We start from the raw sequence: 25,733 nt of genomic DNA on the forward strand, positions 1-25,733 counted from the left end.
CTTACTCTCTAAAAACAACTCTTGCACTTGTATATCTGGTTTTGCCCTCTATTTTGCACTCAACTCTGTTTTTATCTTGTTTAAGAGTTAGAATTATCCGCTCAAATGGTCTAAGAAGTGCCGTAAATTTGATATTTTTAATGGCTTTAATATCATCTATATCAAATCCAAGCTCATTTAAGGCATCATAAATAAGCCCAAGCTCGATAAATCCAGGAGTTATAGGGTAGCTATTAAAATGCCCCTCATAAAAAAAGAGCTCTTCACTCATATAGCTTTCAAATTTATACTCGCCATCGCTTTTTTTCTCATCAACTCTTTTTAAAAGCGGCTTTTTGTAGTTGCAAAAGCTATTGACAAAATCATTTTTGCTAAATTTGCCATTTTGGCTGTATTTTATCTCTTCAACTATCTTAAAATGCCTTAAGTTGGTCTTAAATTTATCTCTGCAAAATGACTTTAACTCGGTAGTTATCGCCTTTTTACCACCTTTTAAAAACTCCTTTTTGCCAAGTTCGGTTAAAGAAATCAAGGTTTTTACTCTAGTATGGTCATCAAGTAGGGCGCATTTGGCATCTTTTACAAACTTGTGAGTATCTAGCCACTCTTCTGCCTCATCTAGATAAAACCTAAAATCATTAAGCTTAACTATCCTATCGGCTCTTCCAAAAAGTGTGAGTTTTTTGCCATCAACTCTGCCTGTATCGCTACTTAAAAACTCATCACACCATGGTGAAGAGATGAGAAGTTGATTTTCTTTTGTGATAGAGACGGAAACATTATCAAAAAGCTCAAAGCCAGAGCCAAAATTTCTAGCTACAACTCCACTTTCACTACTTCCATATATCTCCATAATATCAACTTTAAATTTATCCAAAAGTTCGCTTCTAACTCTCTCTTTTAGTTTTGAGCCTGCTGTTATCATCAACTTTAACTCACTTAAATTTGGCAAATCATCGTGCTTTGAGATGACATTTAAGATAGTTGGCGAAGTTATGTAGATGGAGTTTTTAAAATCGATTTCATAAAGACTCTCTGGATAGTTCAAAACAGCAGAATAGACCTTGCCGCCGCTAATTAGTGGTAAAAAAACCTTAAACGTAAGTCCAAAAAGATGAAGATGTGAAACGCTTGAGTAGAAATTTAAATCTTTTAAATTTAAAAAATCATTCAAAGCTTTTGCTTCGCTAAACATCTGTTTTATGCTCTTTTGAATGCTTTTAGACTTCGCAGTGCTTCCAGAGGTTCTGACAAAAAAGTTGAAATTTTCATCTATAACTATTTTTTCATTTGTCTTTTTAAGTTCAATCTTTTTAAAGCTCTCATCGTCCAAGATATAGCCAAAATCTGAGTTGATGTGACACTTGATATTTAGGCTTGAAGTTGCAAAAAATGCTATAAAAAACTCAAAAATGTTGTTTAAATTTATAGAAATTTCTTCAATTTTGCTCTCCTTTAGCCAAGTGACAAAAGAGGACATAAGCAAAAGGGCATCTTTTAACTCTTTTTTCTCTAAAATAAAATATAACTTATCGTTAAACACCTTTTATAAAAACCTTTCTAAATAAAATTTCTCCAAAAAAGAGCGCTCCAACTAAAATATAGCTTAAAACTCCACAATAAAAGGCCCAAAACTTCTCATCTACAAAAAAGAGAGCGAAACTTAAAATGGCATTTATAAAGAAAAATAGCGACCAAATTTTGGTTAAATTTCTAGTATATTTTAGACCCTTGGGCGGTAAATTTGGATTTTGTGCCTTTGCAAGCTTGGTTATTAGACTCTCTTTTTGAAAGAGTGTAGAACCAAAGACAAAGAGCATAAACAAATTTACAATCACTGGATAAAAAAAAGCAAAATCTCTCATAAAGGCTACAAAGATAAAAAAAGCTGAAACTAAAAGATAGAGCGCCTTTTTGTCAAAGTAGCCTTTAAGCGCCCAAAAAAGCGCCAAGAAAAGCAGTATAAAAACTAAATATTTGCTCTTAAAGACAAGCCCAAAGGGATATATTATACTAAAACATACAAGCAGAGTTTGGTTAGTCAATCTTAGCAGCGACTGCTTCAACAATATCTCCAAGAGTTCTGACAGCTCTAAAGTCATTTGGCTCAAGTCTATAGCCCGTTTTTTTCTTGATACTGTCAATAAGGTCAATTGCATCGATACTATCGATATCCAAATCCTCATAAATCCTAGCTTCTAAAGTGATATTTTTCTCATCAATCTCAAAAAGCTCGATAAGATTTTCCTTTAGAATTTCAAAAATTTTCTCTCTATTCATCTATCTTTCCTATTTTTTTCTATAAACTCATTTAAATTTTTAGCATTTTTAAAAATCTCTTTCAAATCTGAACTCTTTGGATCTAGGGTTATTCCATAAGTTTTAGAAATGCCAAGTCCAAGCTCTAGCGCATCAACGCTATCAAGCCCCAAACCTTCGTTGAAAAGTGGCTCCTCATCGTCTATATCACAAGCCTTCATATCCTCTAAATTTAGGCACCTTATTATAAAGTTTTTGGTCTCTTCTATCATTTAAACTCCTTTTTATAAAATTCATTTATCTCATTAAAAAGCGATCTAACTCTTAATGTATCTGGCTTTTGGCTCTCATAACAATCAAGCTCAATCTCTTTTTCTATTTTAAAATTATATCCTATCTTGGTTTTTGGTGTTTTATACCACTTTTGCCCCTTTTGAAGAGAGCGAGGATTCATCCTAAGAGTTGTAACTATCAGTTTTTTTGCACCTTTTATGGCGATAAAAAAGGCGGCTTTATGCATCAAAATCTCCTCTTTTGTCCTACTTCCCTCAGGAAAAATTATCAAAGTTTCGCCATTTTTTAGGACATCTATACTTTTGTCTAGTATAAAATCATCATTTAAGATATATCCGCTTGACTTGATAGCTGGATACAAAAAGATATTTTTCTTTAGCTCTTTTTTTACAACGCAATTTACATTTTTAATCTGTGAGATAAAAAAGACCACATCAAGCAAAGAGGGGTGGTTGCAAATAATAAGAGTGTTTGGAGAGCTAAGCTCTTTTAAAATTTGATAATTTGAGTGTTGATATCCTAAAAATTCGGTAGATTTTAAGAAAAAATTCCATGAAATTCTTACCAAAAATCTACTTAAATTCTGAATTACTCTAAATCTTTGTAAATTTAAAGCTATTATTGGCAGGAAAAAAATATTGCCAATAGTGCAAATAAGCCCAAAAAGTAGATATAAAGCTCCAGCGCAGATGATTTTTACAATTTGTAGCATTTGAGATCTTCCATGGTTAAGTTTTCTAAATTTGAGGGTGTAAGTGAGATATTATCTCCTTTTGTCACGATAAAGGCTACTGCACTAAACTCATCACTATATAAAATCTCATCATAGCAGATAACGCAAACTTCATCATACTCATCAAGCTTGCAATATGCGCTAATCAAGCCATCTCTTACTGTCTGTTTTGAGCCTATGGCAAATATTGGTGAGTTTAGTTTTTTCATTATTGCGTAGGTAGCAAGGCTTGAGTTTAAAACAGAGAGCGAAAAAGAGGTTGGCGAGACGAAGTTGTTTAGACTTAGCTCTTCCAAAAGTGATATACATCTTAAGACTTCGCCGTGATTTGAAGCAAAGATAAATGCAACATCCTTGGAAGAAAAATCAACTCCATCCAAAAGTGTAAATATCGCTTTAGCCGCTCTTCCAAGACGCCTTTTTTCAAGTGGCTTTAAGCCATCTAGCTTAAAGCCACTCTTATCGTCGCAAAAATTTAGATATGAAATATTACATTTCATCACTTAGCGATATCTCCCTTTAATGTAACTCCCGCCATGATAGCGCCAACTGCACATTGAAATGTATCTTTTGAGTCATATGTCTCTTTTTTAAAGTATCCAGTCAAATTTACAACTCTTTTTCCACCCTCTTTTACGGCTCTTTCTTGGAAAGTTTTTAGAGCTGATAAAAAGACCCATTGGCAAGCTTTTTCATCACTTTTATTAAAAGAGTTTGTCTTTTTGTTGGCTTGTAGGTCTTTGACGATGATGTTTGCCTTGGTGCCACTTCCAAAGCTAAACTTTATGTTTGGATTTAGAACCTCTTTTGCCTCTTTTGAGTTAAGGGCATCTTTTATCGGAAGATATAAGATCTTATCTTTGGCACTAAGTGCGCTAAAACCAAAGGCTAAGCAGATAGCCATAACAAAAAATCTTTTCATTTTTACTCCTTTAAAGTATTTTTTTAAATATCAAACTGGTATTTACACCACCAAATGCAAAATTATTACTCATGACATAGTCAGTTTTTATCTGCGAAATTTCTCTTAAGTAGTTTAACTTTGCACATCTAACATCAACGTTTTTTAAATTTATGGTTGGATAAAAAAGCTCATCTCTCATCATCTCTATACTATAAATAGCCTCTATTCCGCCGCACGCTCCAAGAGTGTGACCTAAGTAACTTTTTGTGCTAGAAATTGCAATATTTTCACCAAAAAGCTCATTTGTCGCCTTACTTTCAGCAATATCACCTAGAGTTGTAGCTGTGGCATGGGCGTTAATGTAGCCGATATCTTTTGAGCTTAAATTTGCTGATTTTAAGGCTAAAATCATCGCCTCTTTCATTGTATTTGGATTTGGCTGAGTTACATGAGTGCCATCGCTTGTGCTTCCAAAGCCAACTATCTCGGCTATTGGCTTAATACCTCTTTTTTTAACACTCTCTTCACTTTCAAGCACCAAAAAGCCAGCTCCCTCGCCAAGTACTAAACCATCTCTATCTTTGTCAAAAGGGCAGGGGGTTAAAGTTGGTGTGCTGTTTTTTGTGCTTGTTGCATATAGTTTGTCAAAGACATAAGCTTCACTTGGACAAAGCTCCTCAGCGCCGCCTGCTATCATCATATCAATAAGCCCAAATTTAATAGACTCAAAAGAGTAGCCAATGGCATGACTTGCAGAGGTGCAGGCTGAACTTGTTGGAATAATCCTACCTTTTAATCCATAAAATAGGGCGATATTTGCAGCTGTGGTGTGAGGCATCATTTTTATGTAGGTGTTGGCATTGCAATCACTCTCACCCTCTAGCAAAAGCCTTGCCATAGAGGCGACTGCATCGGTACTTCCTGTACTTGAGCCACTTGCAACACCCATTCTTCCATCTTTTATCTCATCGCCTAAATTTGACATCTCCAAAGCAAGTCCGCTAGCCTCAACACTAAACTCGCTAACTCTTCCCATGCTTCTAGCCTGTTTTCTACTCCAGCTTGTAGGGTGCTGATAGTTTAAAATAGGAGCTGCAAGGCGAGTGTTTAGATCTTTGTATCTATCCCACTCACTCATAAATTTTACGGCATTTTGTCCCTTTTGGAGTGCCATTTTGTTCTCTTGCCAGGATTTTCCAAAAGCGCTAATTAGTCCATATCCTGTTACAAAAACTCTTCTCATTTTTATCCTTTCAGATCATTCCACCATTTACACCAATGACTTGCCTTGTTATATAGCTTGCCTCATCGCTTAACAAAAAATTTACCAAACCACTAATATCTTTTGTTTTGCCAAATCTTCTCATAGGGATAGCCTTTTTTATCTCATCAAGTGGCAAATTTTCATCTATCATATCAGTTTCTATAAGTCCAGGAGCAATAACATTAACAGTTATATTTCTACTTGCAAGCTCAATCGCCAAAGACTTTGCAGCACCTATTAAGCCGGCTTTGCTTGCAGCATAGTTGCTCTGACCGCGATTGCCCAAAACTCCACTAACTGAGCTAATAACAACAATTCTTCCCTTTTTGGCCCTTGCCATTGGCATGATAAGCGGATTTAAAACATTGTAAAAACTGCCTAAATTTGTATCAATAACACTTTTCCACTCATTATAACTAAGACCTGCAAAGGTGCCATCTTTCGTAATTCCTGCATTTAAAACGATACCATAAAATGGCTCTTGAAATTTACTCAAAGCCTCTTTTGTCTCGTCGTAGTTAGATACATCAAAAGTTATATAACTAGCTTTTAGCTCATCTGCTAAATTTAAGAGCTTTTCACTCTTGCTTCTTCCGTGTAAAACCACTTCATAACCACTACTTTTTAGCCCTCTAGCGATTGCCTTGCCAATTCCTCTACTTGATCCAGTTACCAAAACTCTATTCATCTTTTATCTTTCTTAACATCTCTTTGTCTGGGTTAAAAACGCTAATTGTAGCCCTTACCACCAAAAACTCACCTAAATAGCACTCACAATCATATACTCCAAAGCCACTCTCATCTTGCATAGAGAGCTTTGCATGGGTTTTTATCTCATCGCCAACTTCCACAAATGGCTTAAAAATCTCAAAATTTCTACAACCTGTCAAAAAGGCTATATCGTTTGAGTCTGTTTTGTCGTGATAACTCTTATAAAGCCCAAGGCTTTGAGCCATAATCTCAATTAGTCCGTAAGAGTAAAATTTGTCATCTTTTAAAAAAGGGGAGTCCTTGATGAGACTTTTTGTCGTTATTTCAACTTCATTTATAAAGAGTATCTCATCTACCAAAATCATAACTCCACTATGTGGCAACATATCTTCTATACTTTTTAGCTCTTCCACAACTCTACTCCATTCCTACAATCATCGCCGCATTGTCGCCACCAAAAGCAAAAGAGAGACTCAAAGCATTTTTGATGTTGGCTTTTATAGGGGCTTTTAAAAGATTTATCTTAGCTAAACTCTCATCAATAGTTGATATATTGTGAAAAGGCGGAGTTTTGTTACTACCCAAAAGCTCCAAACAAAGAGCTATCTCTATGGCACCAGCTGCGCCCAAAGTGTGACCAATGATCTGTTTTATGCCACTTGCTGGGGTATTTGGCAATGTTAAATTTACCGCATTGCTCTCCATCTCATCATTTGCAACAGTTCCGGTTGCGTGTAAATTAACATAATCAACTTCGCTTAAATTTGCTCTTTTTAGAGTATCTCTTATTAGCTTTGCTTGATAAAATCCATCTTTTCTTGGAGTTGTTATATGAAAAGCGTCTGAGTTACTGCAAAAAGACTTCACTACAAATGGACTTATCTCATCGCTATCAAGTAGCATAAAAGCGGCCCCCTCGCCAAGATTGGTCCCATCGCGCTCTTTGCTAAATGGGGCGCATTTTTTATCTGAGAGTATAGAAAGACTATCAAAGCCAAAAAGAGTCAGTGCATTTATACTATCAACTCCGCCAACAATGGCCGCTTTACAAATGCCGGACTTTATCAAATTTGCCCCTTCACTTATGGCTTTAAGACCTGATGTGCAAGCTGTTGAGATACCGTAACTTAAGTTTTTTAGAGCAAAAAACTCCTTTATAAGCTCGCTTGGGTTTGAGAATTCGTTTTTTTCGACTTGAAATTTGTCTTTATCAAAGGTGCCATTTTTAAAAATTTTAAAGTTCTCTTCAATACCACTTGTTGTGGTGGCAGTTACAACGGCAATATTTTCCCTGCCATGCCTTTTAATAGCTCTTTGTATCTCATCTTTTAGTCCCAAAATGGCATTAAAGGCGATTTCATCTGTTCTTGAGTAGAGATAGCTGCTAAAGTTTGGCGGAATTTTTTCAAGGCTCTCTTTTATCGTCGATACCATAAACTCTTTGTTTAAGAACTCTTTTTTAGAAAGTGAGTTTTTGTTGGATAAAGAGGCATTTAAAAGTGCCTTTATATCGCCAACTCCTGTCAAAATTGATGGTTTTGATATATATATTTTCAAAGCTCTTTCACCTTGCAATTTAACTTGTCACTAGCAAATTCAAAACTAAAAACCTCTTTTTTTATCATCTCCAAAGTATGGCTAAAAAGAGGGTCAAATTTGCTATTTGGTGGCAAAAATTTAGAGCTTACAAACCTATCTTTTTTATATGTTTTTTGCACAATTGGAACCATCAAAGCATCAAAAATAGCAAAATTCTCGCCATCTTGCCCAACTAACATAGTGTAGTTTTGACTATTGCAATCCAACTTAAAGCTCTTTTGCTCAAATTTAAGAGTTGGATCTTTTAGATATTTGTGAGCACAACCGCTAAATAGCGCTATTAAAAGTAGCAATTTAACAATATTGATGAACTGCATTTAGTGCATCATCCGATCTTACTACAAAAGGATTTTCTCTATCCCACGCATATCCCGCCAAAACTGCACTTATCTTTCTTTTGATATCATAATTTTTATCTTTAGAGTAAATCACATCTTGAAAAATGCCACTATACCAACCCTCAACATAGGTTCTAAAGCAATTTACTCCAAGCATTAGCTCCTCTTCATACTCTTTTTTGAAATTTACATCTTGAGAGGTGAGTTTTTTGGTTATACACTTTGCAGCCAAACTTGCTGACTTAAAGGCGATTGTAATTCCGCTGCTAAAGACAGGATCTAAAAACTCTCCAGCATTGCCTAAAAGCACAAATCGCTCGCCATAAAGAGTGCTAACATTTTTAGAATATCCTTCAATCGTTCTTGCATCTTTGAGCCACTGGGCATTGTTTAAAAGTCTTTTTAACATTGGCGCGTCATAAACGTGCTTTTTCAAGGTCTCTTTATCGTCCAAGCCAACATTTAGATATCTATCCTCTCCAACTACGCCTATACTGCAAGTTCCATCACTAAAAGGGATAAGCCAATACCAAATTTCTCTGTTTGTTGGATGGGTTGTGATTAGGATTTTGTTTCTATCATAAAGGGGCTCAGAGATGTTATCTTTGATGTGAGTAAAGTAGGCTTTTTTGCTACTTAGTGTGCTTTTGGTTTCCAAATTTAAAAGCCTTGGCAAAACTCTTCCATACCCACTTGCATCAACTATAAATTTAGCCTTTATCTCTCCATCTTTTGTAGTTGCAAGAGCAAAATCATTTTCAAAACTAACAGCTTCTATGGCTAGATTGAACTTAACTTCAACTCCTTGTTTTTGAACCTCTTCTATCAAAAGTTTGTCAAAATCGGCTCTTTTAACCTGAAATGTTGTCCCAAAACCAGGTGTAAATTTGTCACAAAAATCAACATAAGTGTAGCTATCTCCCCAACTAAAAGCGGCTCCATTTTTATATTGAAAGCCAGCTTTTTTCACTACATCTAGCAAATTTGCCTCTTTTAAAAAGTTCATGCAGTTTGGAAGAAGACTCTCTCCTATGACAAATCTTGGGAAATTCTCCTTTTCAACACATAAAACCTTAAAGCCATTTTTATGAAGCAAAGAGCTTACAATAGCACCACTTGGACCAGCACCAATAACCAAAACATCAACTTCTCTCAAAGAAAATCCTTATAAATTTTAATTGTCAATTTTACTTTTATGCTGCTTAAAAACTTATTATAAATTTAAAATACAATTGTTATGAAGTGATTTTTAAAAAGTAGGTGAGTCTTGTTTAAATTTGACTCAAAATAGCTCACCTCTTTTAAGTTTTTGAAATTTAAGTTTTTAAATTTCAAAATAGCCTCTTTGGTGGTATAAATTTGATAAAAAGCTCTTTAAACTCTATAAATATCATCTACTAAGAAATACTTTTTATCGATTGTTCCTTTATAGTGAATCTTAAAAGTCTCATCATAAGCTTTTGTAAAGAAATTTTCTTTGCTTAGTTTTACGATTGCGTCATTTACTACATTTAAAAGAGATGAGTTGCCTTTTTTACACCGCAAGCTATATAGTCAGGATGTCCAACAGCTTTGTTTGTTATAGTAAATGTATTATCTATAACAGCTATGTTTGCTAGTGAAAATACTGTGTGAAAATATATTATTCTTAAGTTCTGTTAAACAATCATATAAGTTTTCACAACTAACTACTTCAATATTTTTAAATTTGGTTTTGTTGTATTTTAAAAACTCATCTGAAGTAGTTCCTGGAATAACTAAAAGTTTTTTACCATTAAAGTTTGAAAGTTTATTTAATTTTGAATTAGCTGGAGCTAAAATTCCCATAAAATCCAGCAAGTAAATAAATTTAATAAAATTGTTTAAACGATTATAATATATAAAATTTATAAATATTTCTCTATTTTTAAAAGATTTTCTTTTATATTAATTCCGCCTGTATATCCGCCAATTCCGCTATTTGATACAACTCTATGGCAAGGAACTATGATAGGAATTTTATTTTTAGAGTTTGCATTTCCAACTGCACGATAAGCTTTTGGGTGATTTATAGACTTAGCAATTTCTTTGTATGTTCTAACTTCTCCATAAGGGATTTTTAAAAGTGCGTTATATACATTTTTTTCAAACTTGGTTCCAGTTATATTTAACTTAACGCTAAAACTTTTAAGATCTCCTTTGAAATATCTACTTAGTTCATCTATACAAAGTTTTAAATTCTCATCATTTGTTGGCAAATTTTTATAAAAATCAACAAATTTTATTTCACTTATCCCATTTTCATCACCATAAATTTCTAAATTTATAAAACCGGCTTTAAAATATACTTTTTGCACTTTTATCCTTAAAAATTTATTTATGATTATATTACATTAAATTTGCTACAGCTATAAAAAATATGGAAAATTAATTTTTAAAAAAAGGATGTAAAAAACACGCCGATGAGAGAAATATTCTTAGTATTCCTCCGCTTGATTTAAATGTAGAAGAGATAAAAGATTTAATTAACTCTTTAAAAATTAACTTCAACTCCTTGTTTTTGAACCTCTTCTATCAAAAGTTTGTCAAAATCAGCTCTTTTAACCTGAAAAGTTGTCCCAAAACCAGCTGTAAATTTGTCACAAAAATCAACATAAGTGTAGCTATCTCCCCAACTAAAAGCGGCTCCATTTTTATATTGAAAGCCAGCTTTTTTCACTACATCTAGCAAATTTGCCTCTTTTAAAAAGTTCATGCAGTTTGGAAGAAGACTCTCTCCTATTACAAATCTTGGGAAATTCTCCTTTTCTACTTTTATACTGCTTAAAAACATATTATAAATTTAAAATACAATTGTTATGAAGTGGTTTTTAAAAAGTAGGTGAGTCTTGTTTAAATTTGACTCAAAATAGCTCACCTCTTTTAAGTTTTTGAAATTTAAGTTTTTAAATTTCAAAATAGCCTCTTTGGTGGTATAAATTTGATAAAAAGCTCTTTTTTTATCAATTGCTTTATTAAAAAATGCAAGTTCTTCTTCATCAAAACAAAAGTTTGCAACAGCTAAATAATCTCTTTGTTTAAAACTCTCCATATCAATGGCTATCTTTTTATCGCAAGTTGCCAACACGCTAAAACCATTCTTATGAGAGAGGCAAAATCTTCTCTTTTTAACTCTAAATTTAAGCCATCTCGATGAGATAAAATTGCTGTTGTTTAGTAAATTTGGGAAGTTTTTTACTCTTCTTCTATCTTTTCTATCAAGGTAGCCAAAAGGAATTTTTTTGCTTTCATTGCCAAAATAAAGAGTTATTTTCATGTTGGGATTATAACATATCAAAGTTTTAAGGGCAGGGGAATGAAATTTAAAAATTTAGGTTTTTTGTGGTTAGGAATTTTTTAGAATTTCATCGAATTGTTTGATTTTTGCTAATGCTTTTAAAGCACTATTTTTGGCGCCTTTGCTTAACTTTTTTTCAAAATCAAGCACATTTTCTAACTGCACATTTATGCCCAAAAATAGAGTCTTTTTACAAAATTTTCTAATATAGCTCAAAAGAACTGGTGTTGGAATGTTGTGCGTAGAGTAGGCATAAGTTTTATCATCACTTAGATCAAAAAACTCAACTCCATCCTCTTTAAAACCACTCATAGCATCGACTACTATGACAACATCAGGACTAAATTTACGTAAATTTCCAAACTCATCTTCAGGTGTATCGTATCCAAAAAAAACTTTCCAATCGGTTAGTTCTTTTTGGACGATTTTGCCAACTTCTATGGCGACTCCATCGTCGCCACGAAGTTCATTTCCTATGCAAAGTAGTGCTTTTTTCAAAAGATGTCCTTAAAATTTACCTGCAATTGCATTTTGTAAAATCTCAGGATGAGCGTGAATATCGTCATAAATCACCTTATCAGAGTGAAATTTAACTCTTTTTAGCTCTCTAACTTTTAAAAACTCCTCTTCGCTAATTTTTTTAATCTGAATTGCTGCCTTGAAAGTTGGCGTTCCAGCTATATAATCAACTCCGCCACTTGTTAGTTCATTGCAAGCACTCTCCCAATAGTGATATGACATCTGTATAACATCATCTAATATGCACTCGGTAACATCTGCTTTTACAACGATATAACCATATCTGCTCCAAGCTTTTATGAAGTCGCCATGTTTTATGCCATATTTTGCGGCAAGCTTTGAGTTCATCTCAGCAATTGGTCCAATACTATCGCCTCCTCTTTCGATGACTTCTGACTTTCTTGTCATCGCTCCACCTGCGTATTGATAGACTTTTCTTGTGGTAAGAAGTTGGATTGGATACTCATCACAGGTTTTTTCATCAACTGAACCAACCATGATAGGATAACCTTCAGGCATATTGTGTTTTTTGGCAAATTTGGATGTCTCTTCATGCATAGTTTCTTTATTATCACTAAATAGACATGGCACAAAGTTTCCCTTACCATCGGCTGTAAAAAACTTCTTATCTAAGTATAGACTTTGTCCGCCCATCGAAGTTTCATCAGGGCAAGGCCAGTGAAGTCCATGATATTTTTTGAGTCTATAGTAACTCATTCCACCAAATCTTCTAGGATCTACTCTTCTTACTTCATCCCAAATTTCTTCTGGTGTTTGATATGTAAAATACTCTCCAAGTCCAAGTCTTCTTGCGATGTCACAGATAATCTCCCAGTCTTGTCTTGCTTCTCCAGGAGGAGTTACAACAATATCGCTGTGCTGGACTCTTCTTTCAGCATTTGCATAGGTTCCTTCCTTTTCGCCACTGCACGCTGCCGGCAAGACAATATCAGCTTTTAAGCTTGTTTCAGTTAAAAATATATCTTGGCAGACATACATTTCAAGCTTGGCGATTGATTTGAGGAAGTGATTTGTATTTGGATCTGTCATAACTGGATTTTCGCCCATAGTCCAAAAAAACTTCACTTTGCCATCTAAGATTGCATCTGGAAGTTCTGTCTTTTTTATGCCTATTTTTGGATTGAGTGTTCCTTTTTTTAGATTCCAAATGGTCTCTATCCACTCAATTGCTTTTGGATCATTTACCTTGCCTAAATTTGGAAAAGTATCAACCAAAATTCCCATATCACAACAGCCTTGAACATTTTCTTGGCCACGAATTGGCAAATCTCCGCTTCCAAGCTCACAAACATTACCAGTTGCAAGCATCAAATTTGATATAGCACAGACTCCACCAACTCCGTGATTGAAGTGAGTTACGCCCATACCATGAGTTATAACAGCTGGTTTTGTTGTGGCATACATTCTTGCAGCTTCTCTTATTTTTTGCGGATCTAGTCTAGTATATTTTGCAACTACTTCTGGTGCATAGTCCTTAACCGCCTCTTTAACATATTCAAAGCCTTTTGTGTGATTTTGTATAAACTCTTCATTTAAAAGCCCTTCTTCAATAACAGTATAGAGTAGGGCGTTTAATACTGGAATATTATGTTCTGGCTCAAGCTGTAGATGAATGTGAGCTCTATTGGCAAACTCAGTTTTTACTGGGTCAATTACTATTAATTTTGCACCTCTACTTAGGGCTTTTTGAACGTGCATTGCAACGATTGGGTGACCATTTTCTGGATTTGAACCAATCATCATTATGCAGTTGCTATATTCGCCAATCTCTGTAAAGCTATTTGTTGCAGCTCCATTTCCAATAGTTTTGGCAAGTCCTGCCACTGTTGGAGCGTGTCAAATTCTAGCACAGTGATCGATATTGTTTGTTCCAAGAATCCTTAATAATTTTTGTGCAACATAGTTATCTTCATGCGTACACCTTGCTGAGAAATTTCCTGCTAATGCGTCAGCTCCATACTTTTGCACAATTTCTTTCATTTTTGAAGTCATTAGCTCAAGTGCTTCATCCCAATTTGACTCAACCAAAGTTCCATCTTTGCTAAATTTGCCATCTTTTTTTCGAATCAACGGCTTTGTAAGTCTTTGTGATGAGCCTACATAATCCCAACCATAATATCCCTTTAAACAGAGAGCACCTCTATTTACAGGACTACTTTGAACGCCTTTTGCAGACTTGATAAAGTTGTTTTCAACCTTAAGCTCAATGGCGCACCCTGTCCCACAATAGGGACAAATGACCGACTTAGTCTCACGCATAATTCCCTCCTTGCAACTAAAGATTAAATTCTAAATATACACTTTAAATTTATTCTAGGCGAATTCTATATCTTTATGTTTTAAAATAAGATAAATTTTTTAAAGTTTAAATTAGTTTTTTTAATAAATTTTTATTGATTAAATCTTAATAATGATAAATTTATATATTCTTAAATTTCTAACAGTTGCTCATCTGTCATCTAAATGACAGACTTTTAAAAATGAAAATTGTAAAATCGCGGTAAAGAATTAAATTTTTATTAATTTAATCATTTAATTCATTATTTAATTTAGGAGGTTTGGGGTGAAGCAACATAAATTTGTTATAGCCGATTACAAACGATGTATTGGCTGTACCACCTGTATGGCAACCTGCTTCGAAAGTGCTTACGATAGGGGAAAGCTTGAAAAGTCCCGTCTTACAGTGCTTAGACAAGCAATGGGTGTCATGCCTACTCAGTGCCGCCAATGCGACGATGGGCCATGTGCAAATGTCTGTCCAACTGGAGCTTTGCGATTTGATGATAATTGCATTGAACTGCATGAAGAGATTTGCATAGGTTGCAAAATGTGCACTATCGCCTGTCCTTATGGGGCAATTAGCTCATCAGCAGAGATAATGCCGTCAGTTAATTATGCAGTTGAACCACAAAATAATATGGAGATAGAGAGCCAAGCTGGCTCAAAAAATATCGCCATTAAATGTGATATGTGCTATGGAAGAGAGGGCGGGCCAGCATGTGTGGAGGTCTGTCCGACAAGCGCAATTGTCATGGTAGATCCACAACGTGGCGAACACAAGATAGGCTATGGTATAGATAAGCAAAGTGCAGATCAATTTGTAGCAGATGTATTGGCAGGAAGTGGTAATCTCTGCAAAATCGGAGGTGAGCGATGATTGGAATATATTCGCTATTTTTAATCAGTGCAGCTATTAGCATTTTGCTCTATAGTTTTCAAAATTTAGCTGTAAAAGTAGGTTTTGGACTAGGTGCAATAAGCTGTTTTTATGGACTAAGTTATTTTGTAGCAAATATGGGAAGTAGCGAGAGTTTTGTGCTATTTGGCAATTTTTTATATTCGCCTGTGTTTGCCCTAAATCCACTTGGAAACTTTTTTAGTTTTGTAGTGCTTTTTATAGGATTTGCAAGTAGCATTTATGGTATGAGCTATGCAAAAGAGTATATTCCAAAAGCCAGAGTTGGGGCGTTTGCCTGTCTATTCAATCTCTTTATTTTATCAATGCTTTTAGTAATTAGTGCGGATAATGTATTTTGCTTTGTCGTGCTTTGGGAGTTAATGACACTCATTTCAGCCTTTTTAATTTTGGTAAATGATGAAGAGGGCACATCAAAAGCAGTGATGGTTTATCTTGGTATCGCACAAATTGGTGCATTTTGTATAACTTGTGGGCTTTTGATCATTGCTTATTTTGCAGGAAGTTTTGAATTTAAAGACTTTTTAAATGTACAAATGCCTGTAATTGCTTCTGTTAGCGTGTTTATTTTATTTTTGATAGGTTTTGGAAGCAAGGCTGGAATGTGGCCTTTTCATGTTTGGCTCCCGATGGCTCACCCGGCAGCTCCATCAAATGTATCAGCGCTAATGAGTGGCGTTATGATTAAGGTTGCACTTTTTGCACTAGTCAAATTTACACTCTTTTTACCACTTAATATATATTTTGGCATAACAGTGTTGATTTTAGGTGCAGCAAGTTCGCTATTTGGTGTACTTTATGCTTTGTGTCAGCACGATTATAAGGCACTTTTAGCATATCACTCTGTTGAAAATATCGGCATTATTTTGCTTGGACTTGGAACTGGACTTTATGGTTTGGCAGCAGGAAATGCAACATTAGCGGTTGTTGGATTTTTGGCAGGTTGTTATCACGTAGTAAATCATGCCATTTTTAAAGGACTTTTATTTTTGTGTGCAGGTTCAGTTTTGCATGCGACACATACGAGAAACATGGACGTTCTTGGCGGACTTGCTAAGAAAATGCCAATTACTTCAATTGGAATGTTTATCGGAATTATGGGTATTGCGGCATTACCACCGGTTAATGGCTTTGTTTCTGAGTGGTTTACCTATCAAGGAATGCTTCAAGGTGCGATGAGTGAGGGAATTTTCATAAGATATGCCTTTACATTGTCTGTTGTTGCTTTGGCATTAACTGGAGTTTTGGTTGGAATGCACTTAAAACTTTATGCTGTAATTTTTGCAGGAACACCACACGATAAGAAAATTTGGGAAAATGCAAAAGAAAGTCCGCTTGGAATGGTGCTTGGAATGATTATTTTGATGATTGGCTGTGTTGGATTTGGTGTGGGTGCAAATTTCGTGGTTGAATACATTATGATTGCAGTTAGCTCAATTCAAGTAAGTTCATATAGTGCAAGCGCAGGAATAAATTTAATCTCACCTATTGGAAGTATTGTTTCAACTCCTTTAATCGCTCTAATTTTATGTTCAACAATGATTTTGCCATTTGCCATCCTATATATAATGAAAGCCAATCGTAGTGCTCCAAGACAAACTGATCCTTGGGCTTGTGGATTTAAATACGATCAACGTATGCAAATAACAGGCGGTCCATTTACTGGAGATTTAAGACGTATTATGAACTGGCTTTTTAGAGGCGAGAGAAAAGTGCAGAGCAATGGATATTTTGATCCAATTACCTATCATAATCACCCAAAAGATATCTGGTGGTTTTGGTTTTATGAGCCAGTTATTGAGTGGTGCAAAAAATTTGCTCAAAAAGCTGGAATTTTTCAAAATGGCTACACAAGTGTTTATGCGCTCTATATCATTATCTATCTTTGCGCAATGCTTGCAGTTAGCTACTTTTTGATTTGAGGGGGCGAAAATGCAAACTATACTTTTAATGATTTTTCAAGTTTTGGTAATCGTTGCGGTTGCGCCTTTTTTTGATGGAATTGCTAGAAAACTTCGTGCAAAACTTCAATCAAAACAAGGAAGTGATTTTTTTCAAACTTATCGCGATATTATCAAGCTTTTTAAACGAAATAGGACAGTGCCTGAGTGCTCACACTGGGTTTTTCGCAAAACTCCGTTTTTTATGTTTGCGACCTCTGCGGCTTTACTCGCTGCAATTCCTATAACTTATAGCAAAGATACGATTTTTGGAGCTTATGCCGATATTTTTGTGATTTTATATCTTGGAGCTTTGATCAGGTTTTTATTTGGTGCAGCTTCAATTGATAGTGGCAATCCATTTGCAGCAACTGGTGGCGGAAGAGAGCAGGTTTTAAGCGTCTATGTTGAGCCTGTAATGATGATGTGCTTGATTGTTGTAATGCTTGCAGCTGGAACGTCAAATTTAGTTGAAATTCAACAAATGGTAAGACATGGCGAAATAGGCTATCAAATTCCATCCTTTGCCGTTGCTTCAATTGCATTTTTGTGGTGTATTTATGCTGAAACTGGTAGAAAGCCATTTGACGTAGCAGAGGCGGAGCAAGAACTACAAGAGGGTTTGCTTGGCGAATATGCAGGAAGTGACTTGGGGTTGGTTCACGCAGCGCTAATTTTAAAACAATTTGCAATGATTGGGCTATTTTTAACAATCTTTGAGCCATGGAATTTTTCAAATCCATTCTTAGCGATGATTGTTTTTGTTTTAAAAGCAGGAGTTTTCTATGTCGCAGCTGTATTTATTGATAACTTTGGACCACGTTATAAAATGACTTCGAGTTTAAGAAGAGTTTCACTATATGCTCTTGCGATCTCATTTGTAGCTTTAACTTTATATGTAGTGGGGGTGTGAGATGACATTAAATGTTTTAGCAATTTGTATGATTGCGACATCTCTTGGTGTTTTTGGACTTAGAAATTTAAAACTCTCGGTCTTTGTTTATATGCTTCAAACATTAATGTTAGTAAGTGCGTTTTTGCTCTTATCAGCTAAATTTAACGCAAGTGAATTAAGAATTTGGGGAATTGTAGCGTTTTTTACAAAGGTGATTTTTGTGCCTGGCATTTTGTTATATCTCATCAAAAAACTTGGTGTAATAAGCGAAGATGAGCCAGTTGGAGGATTTTTTGTAAGTCCTGTTATTGCAATGGGATTTAGTCTTGCAATTGCAATGAGTATGTATCCAGTGTTTTTGGAACTTTCTCTTATAAAAGAGAAAATTTTACTAATTGCTTCACTTACAATTTTTATGATGGGAATTTTTGGCTTTATGCTTAGAAATTCATTTATTAAACAAATTTTGGCCTATTGTCTGTTTGAAAACGGAATACATTTAAGTCTAGCCTTAATGGCATATAATTCACATGAGCTTGTTGAACTTGGAATTTTAACTGATGCTATTTTTGCGGTGATTATAATGAGCGTTTTGGCAAAAAGATTTTACAAAGCTTATGACAGCTTAGATACGTCAAAAGCTACAAATTTAAGGGGTTGAGATGAATAGTTTAGCCTTAATTTTATTGATACCTTTTGTTGGTGCGTTTTTAATGCTTTTAATGCCTAAAAATCAGGTGTTAATGAGTATTTTTCATGTAGTTATTTCAGCTGCTACGTCTGTAGCATTGCTTTTTAATGTAACAAAAGTGCTAAATGGCGGAACATTTTATGAATTTAATAACTTTTTCTTCCTTGATAGCCTTGGCTGTGTATTTTTGGTGCTAATTGCGATTACTGGATTTTTGGTAAATTTATATGCGACAACCTATATGAAATGGGAAATTGCAAGCGGCGAGTTAAATTTAATCGATTTGAAAAAATATTATGCACTTAGCCATATTTTTGTTTTTACAATGACTTTAAGTGTGATTTGCAATAACATAGCCTTTATGTGGGCTGCCATTGAAGCAACGACTTTAGCCTCTGTATTTTTGGTGGCGATCTTTAAAGATAAAAAATCAACTGAAAGCGGATACAAATATATTGTCCTTTGCTCCATCGGTCTAGCATTTGCTTTATATGCGACAGTGTTACTTTACTCAGCAACATTTGCAAATGTAGGAAATGGCGAAGATGCAATGTTGTGGAATGTAATTATGGCAAATGCCTCAAATTTAAATCCTAATATTTCAAAGCTTATCTTTGTTTTTGCTTTGATTGGCTTTGGCACAAAAGCTGGTCTTGCACCAACTCATACATGGCTTCCTGACGTTCACGCACAAGGCCCAGCGCCTGTTTCAGCACTTCTTTCAGGTGTGCTTTTAAAATGTGCAATGCTTGGGCTATTTAGATACTATGCGATTATTGCGCAAAGTGCAGGATTTGAGTTTGTGCAGTTTGTAATGCTAATCTCAGGCGTAATTACACTTTTTGTAGGTGCATTTTTCCTAATCCGCCAACACGACGTAAAAAGAATGTTTGCATATCACTCAATCGTGCATATGGGCGTCATTGCCTTTGCACTTGGCATCGGTGGTAAATTTGGTCTATATGCCGCGATTTTTCACTGTTTAGCTCACTCTTTAACAAAAGCTTTAGCATTTTGTTCAACTGGAAACATCGCGCGAGTTTATGGACATAAAGATATGAGTAAAATGGGTGGAATGATAAAAATAGCACCAATTACAACCATTTTATTTGGAGCAGCGGTCTGTTCTCTTGTAGGTGTTCCTGCATTTGCGATATTTGTTAGTGAGTTTTTGGTCTTTAAAGGAGCGATTTTAAGCGGACAATTTGTCTCAGTGGCTCTTTTTGCCATAGCTTTGGTTATTATTTTTGTAGCTGACTTTTCACACTTCAATATGACAAGTTTTGGCAAACCAAAGGGCGTAGTTGTCTATAATAAAGAGATGAGTTTGTGGGAAAATTTACCACTTATTATACTTTGTATTTTGATGATAGCCTTTGGTGTGTGGAATGTAGAGAGTTTTCACGCACTTGTTTCGGCTGGCGTAAAAATTATGATGGGAGTTTGATATGCGTGGTGATAAATTTATAGAAATTTTAAAAACAAAGGTCAATGTTTTAGAAGTAACTCGCCAAAGCGATGATCAACTTACCGCACTTGTCGATCGAAATGATCTGCCACTAGCGGTAAAAACGCTTTATTATGACATCGGTGGTTTTATTGTGACAATGGTGCCAAATGATGAAAGGGCGTTAAATGGTAACTTTGCACTTTACTACACAATCTCAATGGAGGGTTCAAAAATGACTCCAAATGATGATTTTGCACCTGAAGATAAGTGCTTTTTGACCATTAGGACGCTTATTCCTGGTGCAGATCCAACATATCCTTCTGTAACTCCATTTGTTCCAGCGTGTGTGTGGTATGAAAGAGAAGCTTATGATATGTTTGGTTTAGTAGCAGAGGATTTACCTGACAAAAGAAGACTTTTGTTAAGCGATGATTGGCCAAATAATTTGTTTCCATTGAGAAAAGATGCGATGGACTATCGCTACCGCCCAGATCCTGTAGCTCATCAAGATGAACCTGACTATCCATTTTTATTTCCACAAGGTGATAGTGTAGTTGATGTACCACTTGGTCCTTTGCATGTAACTAGCGATGAGCCGGGGCATTTTAGACTGTTTTGCGACGGAGATGAGATAATTGATGCTGATTACAGGCTATTTTATCAACATCGTGGAATGGAAAAACTTGCAGAAAATAGGATGAACTACGATCAGATGGGCTATTTAGCTGAAAGAGTATGCGGAATTTGCGGCTATGCTCATGCAATTGCCTGTATTGAAGCGGCTGAAAAAGCAATTCGTTTAGAAATTCCACTTCGCGCACAGGCAATTCGTGTAATCTGCCTTGAGATTGAACGTTTGCACTCACATCTGTTAAATATAGGCTTGGCGTGTGAAGTCACAGGAAACTATAGTGCATTTATGCATATTTTTAGAGTTCGTGAGTATTCAATGGAGTTAGCCCAACTTGTAACTGGCGGTAGAAAAACCTATGGAAACGTGATAATGGGCGGACTAAGGCGCGATATTACAGCAAATGAGATTAAAAAAGGTATCGAAATTATCAACAAACTTGATATGCAAATAAGTGAAATTTGGGACGCTGTTATGGAAGATAAGCGCCAAATTGGACGTTGGAGAGGAGTTGGAATTTTAGATAAGCAGGTTGCAAGAGATTTTAGCACTGTTGGACCAAATATGAGAGGAAGCGGTCTAAAACGAGATAACCGCTACGATCATCCATATGATTTTTTCAAAAAGATTGAGTTTAATATCTCTGTTGAACATGGCGGAGATGTGCTAAGTCGCGAGATTGTGCGCTATAAAGAGCTTAAAGAGAGCATTAGGATAATTAGAGTTTGTCTTGAAAATATGCCAACTGGGGCAATAATGATAGATCCAAAAACTATGATTAAGCCTGAAAACTATGCACTTGGACACGATGAGGCACCGCGTGGAGAAAATATTCACTGGATTATGCAAGGAAGTGCTCAAAAGGTCTATCGTTGGAGATGTAGAGCAGCGACATACAACAACTGGCCATCTTTGCGCTACCAATTTAGAGGAAATAACATCTCAGATGCAGCGCTAATTGTCTGTTCGCTAGACCCGTGCTATTCTTGCACCGAAAGAGTAACTGTTGTAGATATCAAGAGTAAAAAGAGTAAGATTCTCACACATAAAGATTTAAAAAGGTATTCTCAAAGCCTAAAAGATAGCCCATTAAAGGATTTAAAATGATGAAGCTTTTTGACATAACAAAAAAATATGGTAAAGCAACCTATGCTTATCCATTTGAGCCATATAAGGTAAATGAGAATTTTCGTGGTCAGCCTGAGTATAATTTTGACAACTGCATATGTTGCGCGGCATGTGGAATTGCGTGTCCAAGCAATGCAATAGAGATTAAGTTAAATTCAGATGAAACTAAACTTATATGGGAATTTAGCGCAGCAAGATGTATATTTTGCGGACGTTGTGATGAGGTGTGTCCAACTGGGGCGATTCATCAAGGAAATAGCTTTGAGTTAGCAGTTAAATTTGACAAATCAGCCCTCATTCAAAGGGGCGAATTTGAGGTGCAAAAGTGTAAAAAATGTGGCAAAGTTTTTACCACAAAGCGACTTATAAATTACACTTATGAAAAGTTACAAAGTGCAAATTTGCTTGATGGTAGATTGGAAGAGGTAAAAGATACAATCGAAATTTGCCAAGAGTGCAAACAAGCGATGTGTGTTGAGCGTATGACAAATAACGTTGAAAAGGGGATAAAATGAGTATTTATCAAGTTCCTGATGAGATAAAAAATGCAAATATGATAGAGGCAAAATTAGAGCATTTAAAAAATATTCAGCGAAGTTTTAGCGTGTTTCGTATCGATTGTGGAAGCTGTAATGGTTGTGAGATTGAGATTTTTGCGACAACTTCGCCAATGTGGGATCCAGAGAGATTTGGTTTTAAACTTGTGGCAAATCCACGTCACGCTGATATTTTGATCTGTTCTGGTCCAGTTACAAGACAGATGTATTATCCGCTACTTCGTGCTTACGAAGCAACACCAGATCCAAAAATAGTCGTTGCTTTTGGTGCTTGTGGATGTAGCGGCGGAATATTTTATGATGCTTATAGTGTTTGGGGCGGAGTCGATAAGATAATCCCAGTTGATGTCTATATCCCAGGATGTCCGCCTCATCCTGCAAGTGTCATTTATGGTTTGGCGATGGCTTTGGGGTTAATAGATCAAAATTTAGAGAAAAAAAGTCGCGAATTTGATGATACTTCCGTGCCAGAGTGCAAACACTCAATCATAGGCGATGTCCTTTTTGAAAGAGATTTAAACGCACAATCAAGACGTTTGATGAGCTATGTGTTTGCGCCAAATTTAATGAAAAAATACCTTGACGCGCTATCAAGTTCAGATGATGTAAAAAACGCTGAACTTAGTAGAAAAGCTCTCATTTTGGCAATTGACAAAGAAGAAGATCCACGTTATGCTGAGTGTATGGCAAGGCTACATAATGATGTTTATTTAAAATACATTAAGCCACAAAAAGACGAAACCATCGACATTCAAAAAGAAGTTTGGGATAAGAGATGATAGAGATTTATAAACTTACAAAGCGCCATGTTGATGATAATGAAAGTGCGCCAAAAGTTTTAAAAGATATCACCCTGTTTTCAACTTGTGTTGGGCACGGTGTTGGGACTATTGATTTTACTGAAAAAATCTTAGAACTTAGTGATGAAGAATATGATGAGTTGGTTTCAAAAGCAGGGCGGTTGGCTAAATCTAAACTTGGAAATTTAAATCAATATTTTGAGATAGAAATTTATCCACACCATGCTGTGAAGCTTGTTGAAGAGTTGCAGGATTGCCAGTTTAAGGAGATTTTGAAAAATTTACAAACTGGTTATCTTGTTCTTAGAAAATCTTAAAGGAGATAAAATGTTAAGTCCAGCAGATTCAGCTCAAGCAATTTCAAGATCTATGGAGCATAAAGTAAATACACCATTTTTTAGTATCGTTTTTCTTGGCATTATGGCAGGAGCTGCGATTGCGATGGGTGATATTTTTTGGGCACACTCGACAGTTGGAATGGCTGAAAAACAGTCTATTGGAATGTCAAATTTCATCGGTGGAATCACATTTAGCTGCGGTTTGATGATGGTCGTTTTTTATGGCGGACATCTTTTTACAAGTTCCATTTTGTCAGGCGTAAGTGCATATGATAAAAAAGTCGTTATAACCAAAACCATCGAGTATTGGGGACTTGTTTGGATATGCAACTTTATAGGTGGCGTTTTGATAGCTTATATGTATTTCAAATCCGGACTTCCATTAAAATATGACGGCTACATCTTAAGCCATTTCTTACCAACAGGCATCGATAAGGTAAATACGCCTTTTATTGAGCTTTTTATAAGAGGAATTTTTTGTAACATCTTTGTTTGTATGGCTATTTGGTGCTCAACTGCTGAAAACGATCTATCGGGCAAATTCTTTGTCATATTGTGGATGATAGGAGCTTTTGTAGCTTGCTCAATGGAACACTGCGTGGCAAATATGTTTATCATAACAGAGAGCTTGATTGCAAAAAACTACTATCTAAATAGCGTTGGTGGAGACTTAAATGCCTTGGCTTCGATGTTTAAAGTAAGCGTTGCTCAGTTAAACAGCCTCAATATCCAAAGCTTTTTTGTCAAAAATCTGCTTCCAGTTACTCTTGGAAATATAGTCGGTGGACTATTTTTCGTAGGTCTTGTTGGATTTATGGCAAATAAATTTGATATGAAAAAAGAGTAAATTTAAAAAAGCTTGAGTTTAACTTAGAACTCAAGCTCAATCTCAATCTGCTGCATATTCTTGCAATTTCTTAAAATCAAGTATGAGAATTTCTTGTGGTGAAACCTTTTTTATGATATTTTCTTTTATTAGTTTATTAAATTCAGTTGAAGCACTTTGTCGCCTAAGCCCGACAAATGATGATAAAACCTGCATAGAAAATGGAATAAAGACATAATAAAAGCCATTTTGTTTTAAATTTTGCTCCAAAGCTAGCTCAACTAAAAAGCTTGCAACTTTTGATTTTGCGTTTTTATACAAAATCGATCTCATAATATTTCTCTGAATCAAAACAATATCTGTAAGAATCTGGATATAAACATCTTTAAAAGCTTCATTTTTTAAGATTTTATTGGCGTCATCAACATCAATCATATAAATTTCACTATCTTCCAAAATCTCAAGAACAGATATCTCGTTTAAAATTGTAAGATTGTCTTTCTCAAGCGTATAAATTATAAACTCTTCGCCATTTTCCAAAAAAGATAGTTTTGCAAAGCCGCTTTTCATGATGATAATTTTTATGGAATCAGTGTAAAAAACAGTCCCTTTTTTAATAAATTCACACTTTAAATTTGAAAGCTCATCTTTTAACACTGTCTGTATTATTTCAAAACTTGAACGTCCAATTCTTGATTGATTCATGATTATCGCTTTAAAACATATTGAGCTATATTATAATATTTTTTCTATAAAAGACTTTAAATTTTAAAACTGTAGCTAAAAAAGTAGGGCGGAGTGATTTTTAGCTAAAAGATTGGTACTAAAATAAATCTAAATTTAGACAATCAACAAATTCTCTAATAAAACTTTTCAACAATCAAAATACATATTTTTCTGCATTTTTAACTATGGATAAATCTGAATTTTCAAAAGGTAAAGTGCTTCAAACATCTATATATAGGCTTTTACAATAGATAAGAAAGAGAACGGTTCGGGTTTATATAATTATTTGAAAATTACAGTTTTCAATACAAAATAGAGAAATGATTACATATTTTACCTTCTATCAAAGAGTTTTTAGTAAAACTATTCATACAAAATCAGCAAAACAATATGTAATTTTTATGGCTCTTTATTTGATGATCGTTTTGATATATTTTGAATAGTAAATTTAAAAATCACAAGTTTTGAATAGTAAATTATGAATAGTAAATTATGAATAGTAAATTATGAATAGTAAATTTCAAAACGATAACCTTTATCAGTAGCTTTGAAATTTAGCTTTGAAATTTAGCTTTGAAATTTAGCTTTGAAATTTAG

General features: G+C 35.0%; 30 protein-coding genes. 10 read left to right on the forward strand and 20 right to left on the reverse strand.

The window, feature by feature from the left end:
- Position 1 precedes the first annotated feature (1 nt).
- From Q0X52_RS05785 to Q0X52_RS05880, 19 genes are all read right to left on the reverse strand, one after another.
- Positions 2–1,543 carry an AMP-binding protein gene (locus Q0X52_RS05785; RefSeq protein ID WP_297575958.1) on the reverse strand — a complete coding sequence of 514 codons (1,542 nt, stop codon included), beginning with the start codon at positions 1,541–1,543 and terminating at the stop codon, positions 2–4.
- On the reverse strand, positions 1,536–2,066 hold the full coding sequence (locus Q0X52_RS05790) for a DNA gyrase subunit B (protein WP_297575960.1): 531 nt from the start codon (positions 2,064–2,066) through the stop codon (positions 1,536–1,538). Before Q0X52_RS05790 ends, Q0X52_RS05785 begins: the two co-directional genes overlap by 8 nt.
- Entirely contained in the window at positions 2,038–2,280 is a 243-nt protein-coding gene (locus Q0X52_RS05795) for an acyl carrier protein (RefSeq protein WP_297575962.1), read from the reverse strand. Before Q0X52_RS05795 ends, Q0X52_RS05790 begins: the two co-directional genes overlap by 29 nt.
- Complete coding sequence (locus Q0X52_RS05800) at positions 2,277–2,531, reverse strand: phosphopantetheine-binding protein (RefSeq protein ID WP_297575964.1); 255 nt, start codon at positions 2,529–2,531, stop codon at positions 2,277–2,279. Before Q0X52_RS05800 ends, Q0X52_RS05795 begins: the two co-directional genes overlap by 4 nt.
- Positions 2,528–3,265 carry a 1-acyl-sn-glycerol-3-phosphate acyltransferase gene (locus Q0X52_RS05805; protein WP_297575967.1) on the reverse strand — a complete coding sequence of 246 codons (738 nt, stop codon included), beginning with the start codon at positions 3,263–3,265 and terminating at the stop codon, positions 2,528–2,530. The genes Q0X52_RS05800 and Q0X52_RS05805 overlap by 4 nt, the downstream gene beginning before the upstream one ends.
- Positions 3,250–3,786, reverse strand: a complete 537-nt coding sequence (locus tag Q0X52_RS05810; RefSeq protein WP_297575972.1) for a beta-ketoacyl synthase chain length factor — start codon at positions 3,784–3,786, stop codon at positions 3,250–3,252. Before Q0X52_RS05810 ends, Q0X52_RS05805 begins: the two co-directional genes overlap by 16 nt.
- The gene (locus tag Q0X52_RS05815; protein ID WP_297575974.1) at positions 3,786–4,208 is read right to left on the reverse strand and encodes an excinuclease ABC subunit A; all 423 of its coding nucleotides are present in this window, start codon (positions 4,206–4,208) and stop codon (positions 3,786–3,788) included. Before Q0X52_RS05815 ends, Q0X52_RS05810 begins: the two co-directional genes overlap by 1 nt.
- Positions 4,209–4,218: 10 nt before the next feature.
- Positions 4,219–5,433 (reverse strand): beta-ketoacyl-ACP synthase, encoded by a 1,215-nt coding sequence (locus Q0X52_RS05820; protein ID WP_297575976.1) that lies wholly within the window; start codon positions 5,431–5,433, stop codon positions 4,219–4,221.
- 10 nt (positions 5,434–5,443) lie between these two features.
- Positions 5,444–6,142 (reverse strand): 3-oxoacyl-ACP reductase FabG, encoded by a 699-nt coding sequence (fabG, locus tag Q0X52_RS05825; protein ID WP_297575979.1) that lies wholly within the window; start codon positions 6,140–6,142, stop codon positions 5,444–5,446.
- On the reverse strand, positions 6,135–6,578 hold the full coding sequence (locus Q0X52_RS05830; RefSeq protein WP_297575981.1) for a thioester dehydrase: 444 nt from the start codon (positions 6,576–6,578) through the stop codon (positions 6,135–6,137). Before Q0X52_RS05830 ends, fabG begins: the two co-directional genes overlap by 8 nt.
- Before the next feature lie 4 nt (positions 6,579–6,582).
- A complete protein-coding gene (locus Q0X52_RS05835; protein WP_297575983.1) occupies positions 6,583–7,722 on the reverse strand; it encodes a beta-ketoacyl synthase N-terminal-like domain-containing protein in 1,140 nt (379 codons plus the stop codon).
- A complete protein-coding gene (locus Q0X52_RS05840) occupies positions 7,719–8,081 on the reverse strand; it encodes a hypothetical protein (RefSeq protein WP_297575985.1) in 363 nt (120 codons plus the stop codon). The genes Q0X52_RS05835 and Q0X52_RS05840 overlap by 4 nt, the downstream gene beginning before the upstream one ends.
- Positions 8,059–9,258: an NAD(P)/FAD-dependent oxidoreductase gene (locus Q0X52_RS05845; RefSeq protein ID WP_297575988.1), complete on the reverse strand. Its 1,200-nt coding sequence runs from the start codon at positions 9,256–9,258 to the stop codon at positions 8,059–8,061. Before Q0X52_RS05845 ends, Q0X52_RS05840 begins: the two co-directional genes overlap by 23 nt.
- Before the next feature lie 218 nt (positions 9,259–9,476).
- Positions 9,477–9,647: a hypothetical protein gene (locus Q0X52_RS05850; RefSeq protein WP_297575989.1), complete on the reverse strand. Its 171-nt coding sequence runs from the start codon at positions 9,645–9,647 to the stop codon at positions 9,477–9,479.
- 341 nt (positions 9,648–9,988) lie between these two features.
- Entirely contained in the window at positions 9,989–10,438 is a 450-nt protein-coding gene (locus Q0X52_RS05860; protein WP_297575993.1) for a methylated-DNA--[protein]-cysteine S-methyltransferase, read from the reverse strand.
- A gap of 176 nt (positions 10,439–10,614) precedes the next feature.
- Entirely contained in the window at positions 10,615–10,914 is a 300-nt protein-coding gene (locus Q0X52_RS05865; protein ID WP_297575995.1) for a tryptophan 7-halogenase, read from the reverse strand.
- 9 nt (positions 10,915–10,923) lie between these two features.
- A complete protein-coding gene (locus tag Q0X52_RS05870) occupies positions 10,924–11,397 on the reverse strand; it encodes a 4'-phosphopantetheinyl transferase superfamily protein (RefSeq protein ID WP_297575997.1) in 474 nt (157 codons plus the stop codon).
- 69 nt (positions 11,398–11,466) lie between these two features.
- Entirely contained in the window at positions 11,467–11,916 is a 450-nt protein-coding gene (locus Q0X52_RS05875; protein WP_297576000.1) for a hydrogenase 3 maturation endopeptidase HyCI, read from the reverse strand.
- A 9-nt stretch (positions 11,917–11,925) separates the two neighbouring features.
- On the reverse strand, positions 11,926–14,217 hold the full coding sequence (locus Q0X52_RS05880; protein ID WP_297576002.1) for a molybdopterin-dependent oxidoreductase: 2,292 nt from the start codon (positions 14,215–14,217) through the stop codon (positions 11,926–11,928).
- Between the two features lie 304 nt (positions 14,218–14,521).
- On the opposite strand from Q0X52_RS05880, the gene Q0X52_RS05885 reads away from it, so the two are divergent.
- Genes Q0X52_RS05885 through Q0X52_RS05930 form a run of 10 tightly spaced genes read left to right on the forward strand, consistent with a single transcriptional unit; the run spans position 14,522 to position 24,431 of the window.
- Positions 14,522–15,115 (forward strand): 4Fe-4S dicluster domain-containing protein, encoded by a 594-nt coding sequence (locus Q0X52_RS05885; RefSeq protein WP_297576004.1) that lies wholly within the window; start codon positions 14,522–14,524, stop codon positions 15,113–15,115.
- Complete coding sequence (locus Q0X52_RS05890) at positions 15,112–17,076, forward strand: proton-conducting transporter membrane subunit (RefSeq protein WP_297576006.1); 1,965 nt, start codon at positions 15,112–15,114, stop codon at positions 17,074–17,076. Before Q0X52_RS05885 ends, Q0X52_RS05890 begins: the two co-directional genes overlap by 4 nt.
- 10 nt (positions 17,077–17,086) lie before the next feature.
- The gene (locus tag Q0X52_RS05895) at positions 17,087–18,007 is read left to right on the forward strand and encodes an NADH-quinone oxidoreductase subunit H (RefSeq protein ID WP_297576008.1); all 921 of its coding nucleotides are present in this window, start codon (positions 17,087–17,089) and stop codon (positions 18,005–18,007) included.
- 1 nt (position 18,008) lies between these two features.
- Complete coding sequence (hyfE, locus tag Q0X52_RS05900) at positions 18,009–18,650, forward strand: hydrogenase 4 membrane subunit (RefSeq protein ID WP_297576010.1); 642 nt, start codon at positions 18,009–18,011, stop codon at positions 18,648–18,650.
- Position 18,651: 1 nt separating this feature from the next.
- Positions 18,652–20,127 (forward strand): hydrogenase 4 subunit F, encoded by a 1,476-nt coding sequence (locus Q0X52_RS05905; protein ID WP_297576012.1) that lies wholly within the window; start codon positions 18,652–18,654, stop codon positions 20,125–20,127.
- Between the two features lies 1 nt (position 20,128).
- The gene (locus tag Q0X52_RS05910; RefSeq protein WP_297576014.1) at positions 20,129–21,868 is read left to right on the forward strand and encodes an NADH-quinone oxidoreductase subunit C; all 1,740 of its coding nucleotides are present in this window, start codon (positions 20,129–20,131) and stop codon (positions 21,866–21,868) included.
- A complete protein-coding gene (locus tag Q0X52_RS05915) occupies positions 21,865–22,404 on the forward strand; it encodes a formate hydrogenlyase complex iron-sulfur subunit (protein ID WP_297576017.1) in 540 nt (179 codons plus the stop codon). The genes Q0X52_RS05910 and Q0X52_RS05915 overlap by 4 nt, the downstream gene beginning before the upstream one ends.
- A complete protein-coding gene (locus Q0X52_RS05920; RefSeq protein ID WP_297576019.1) occupies positions 22,401–23,225 on the forward strand; it encodes an NADH-quinone oxidoreductase subunit B family protein in 825 nt (274 codons plus the stop codon). Before Q0X52_RS05915 ends, Q0X52_RS05920 begins: the two co-directional genes overlap by 4 nt.
- On the forward strand, positions 23,222–23,563 hold the full coding sequence (locus Q0X52_RS05925) for a formate hydrogenlyase maturation HycH family protein (protein WP_297576022.1): 342 nt from the start codon (positions 23,222–23,224) through the stop codon (positions 23,561–23,563). Before Q0X52_RS05920 ends, Q0X52_RS05925 begins: the two co-directional genes overlap by 4 nt.
- A 10-nt stretch (positions 23,564–23,573) precedes the next feature.
- Positions 23,574–24,431 (forward strand): formate/nitrite transporter family protein, encoded by an 858-nt coding sequence (locus tag Q0X52_RS05930; protein WP_297576024.1) that lies wholly within the window; start codon positions 23,574–23,576, stop codon positions 24,429–24,431.
- A 42-nt stretch (positions 24,432–24,473) separates the two neighbouring features.
- On the opposite strand, the gene Q0X52_RS05935 is transcribed toward Q0X52_RS05930, so the two are convergent.
- The gene (locus Q0X52_RS05935; RefSeq protein ID WP_297576026.1) at positions 24,474–25,115 is read right to left on the reverse strand and encodes a Crp/Fnr family transcriptional regulator; all 642 of its coding nucleotides are present in this window, start codon (positions 25,113–25,115) and stop codon (positions 24,474–24,476) included.
- Between the last annotated feature and the right edge of the window lie 618 nt (positions 25,116–25,733).

The sequence above is a fragment of the uncultured Campylobacter sp. genome (assembly GCF_947255105.1).
Lineage (GTDB): Bacteria > Campylobacterota > Campylobacteria > Campylobacterales > Campylobacteraceae > Campylobacter_B.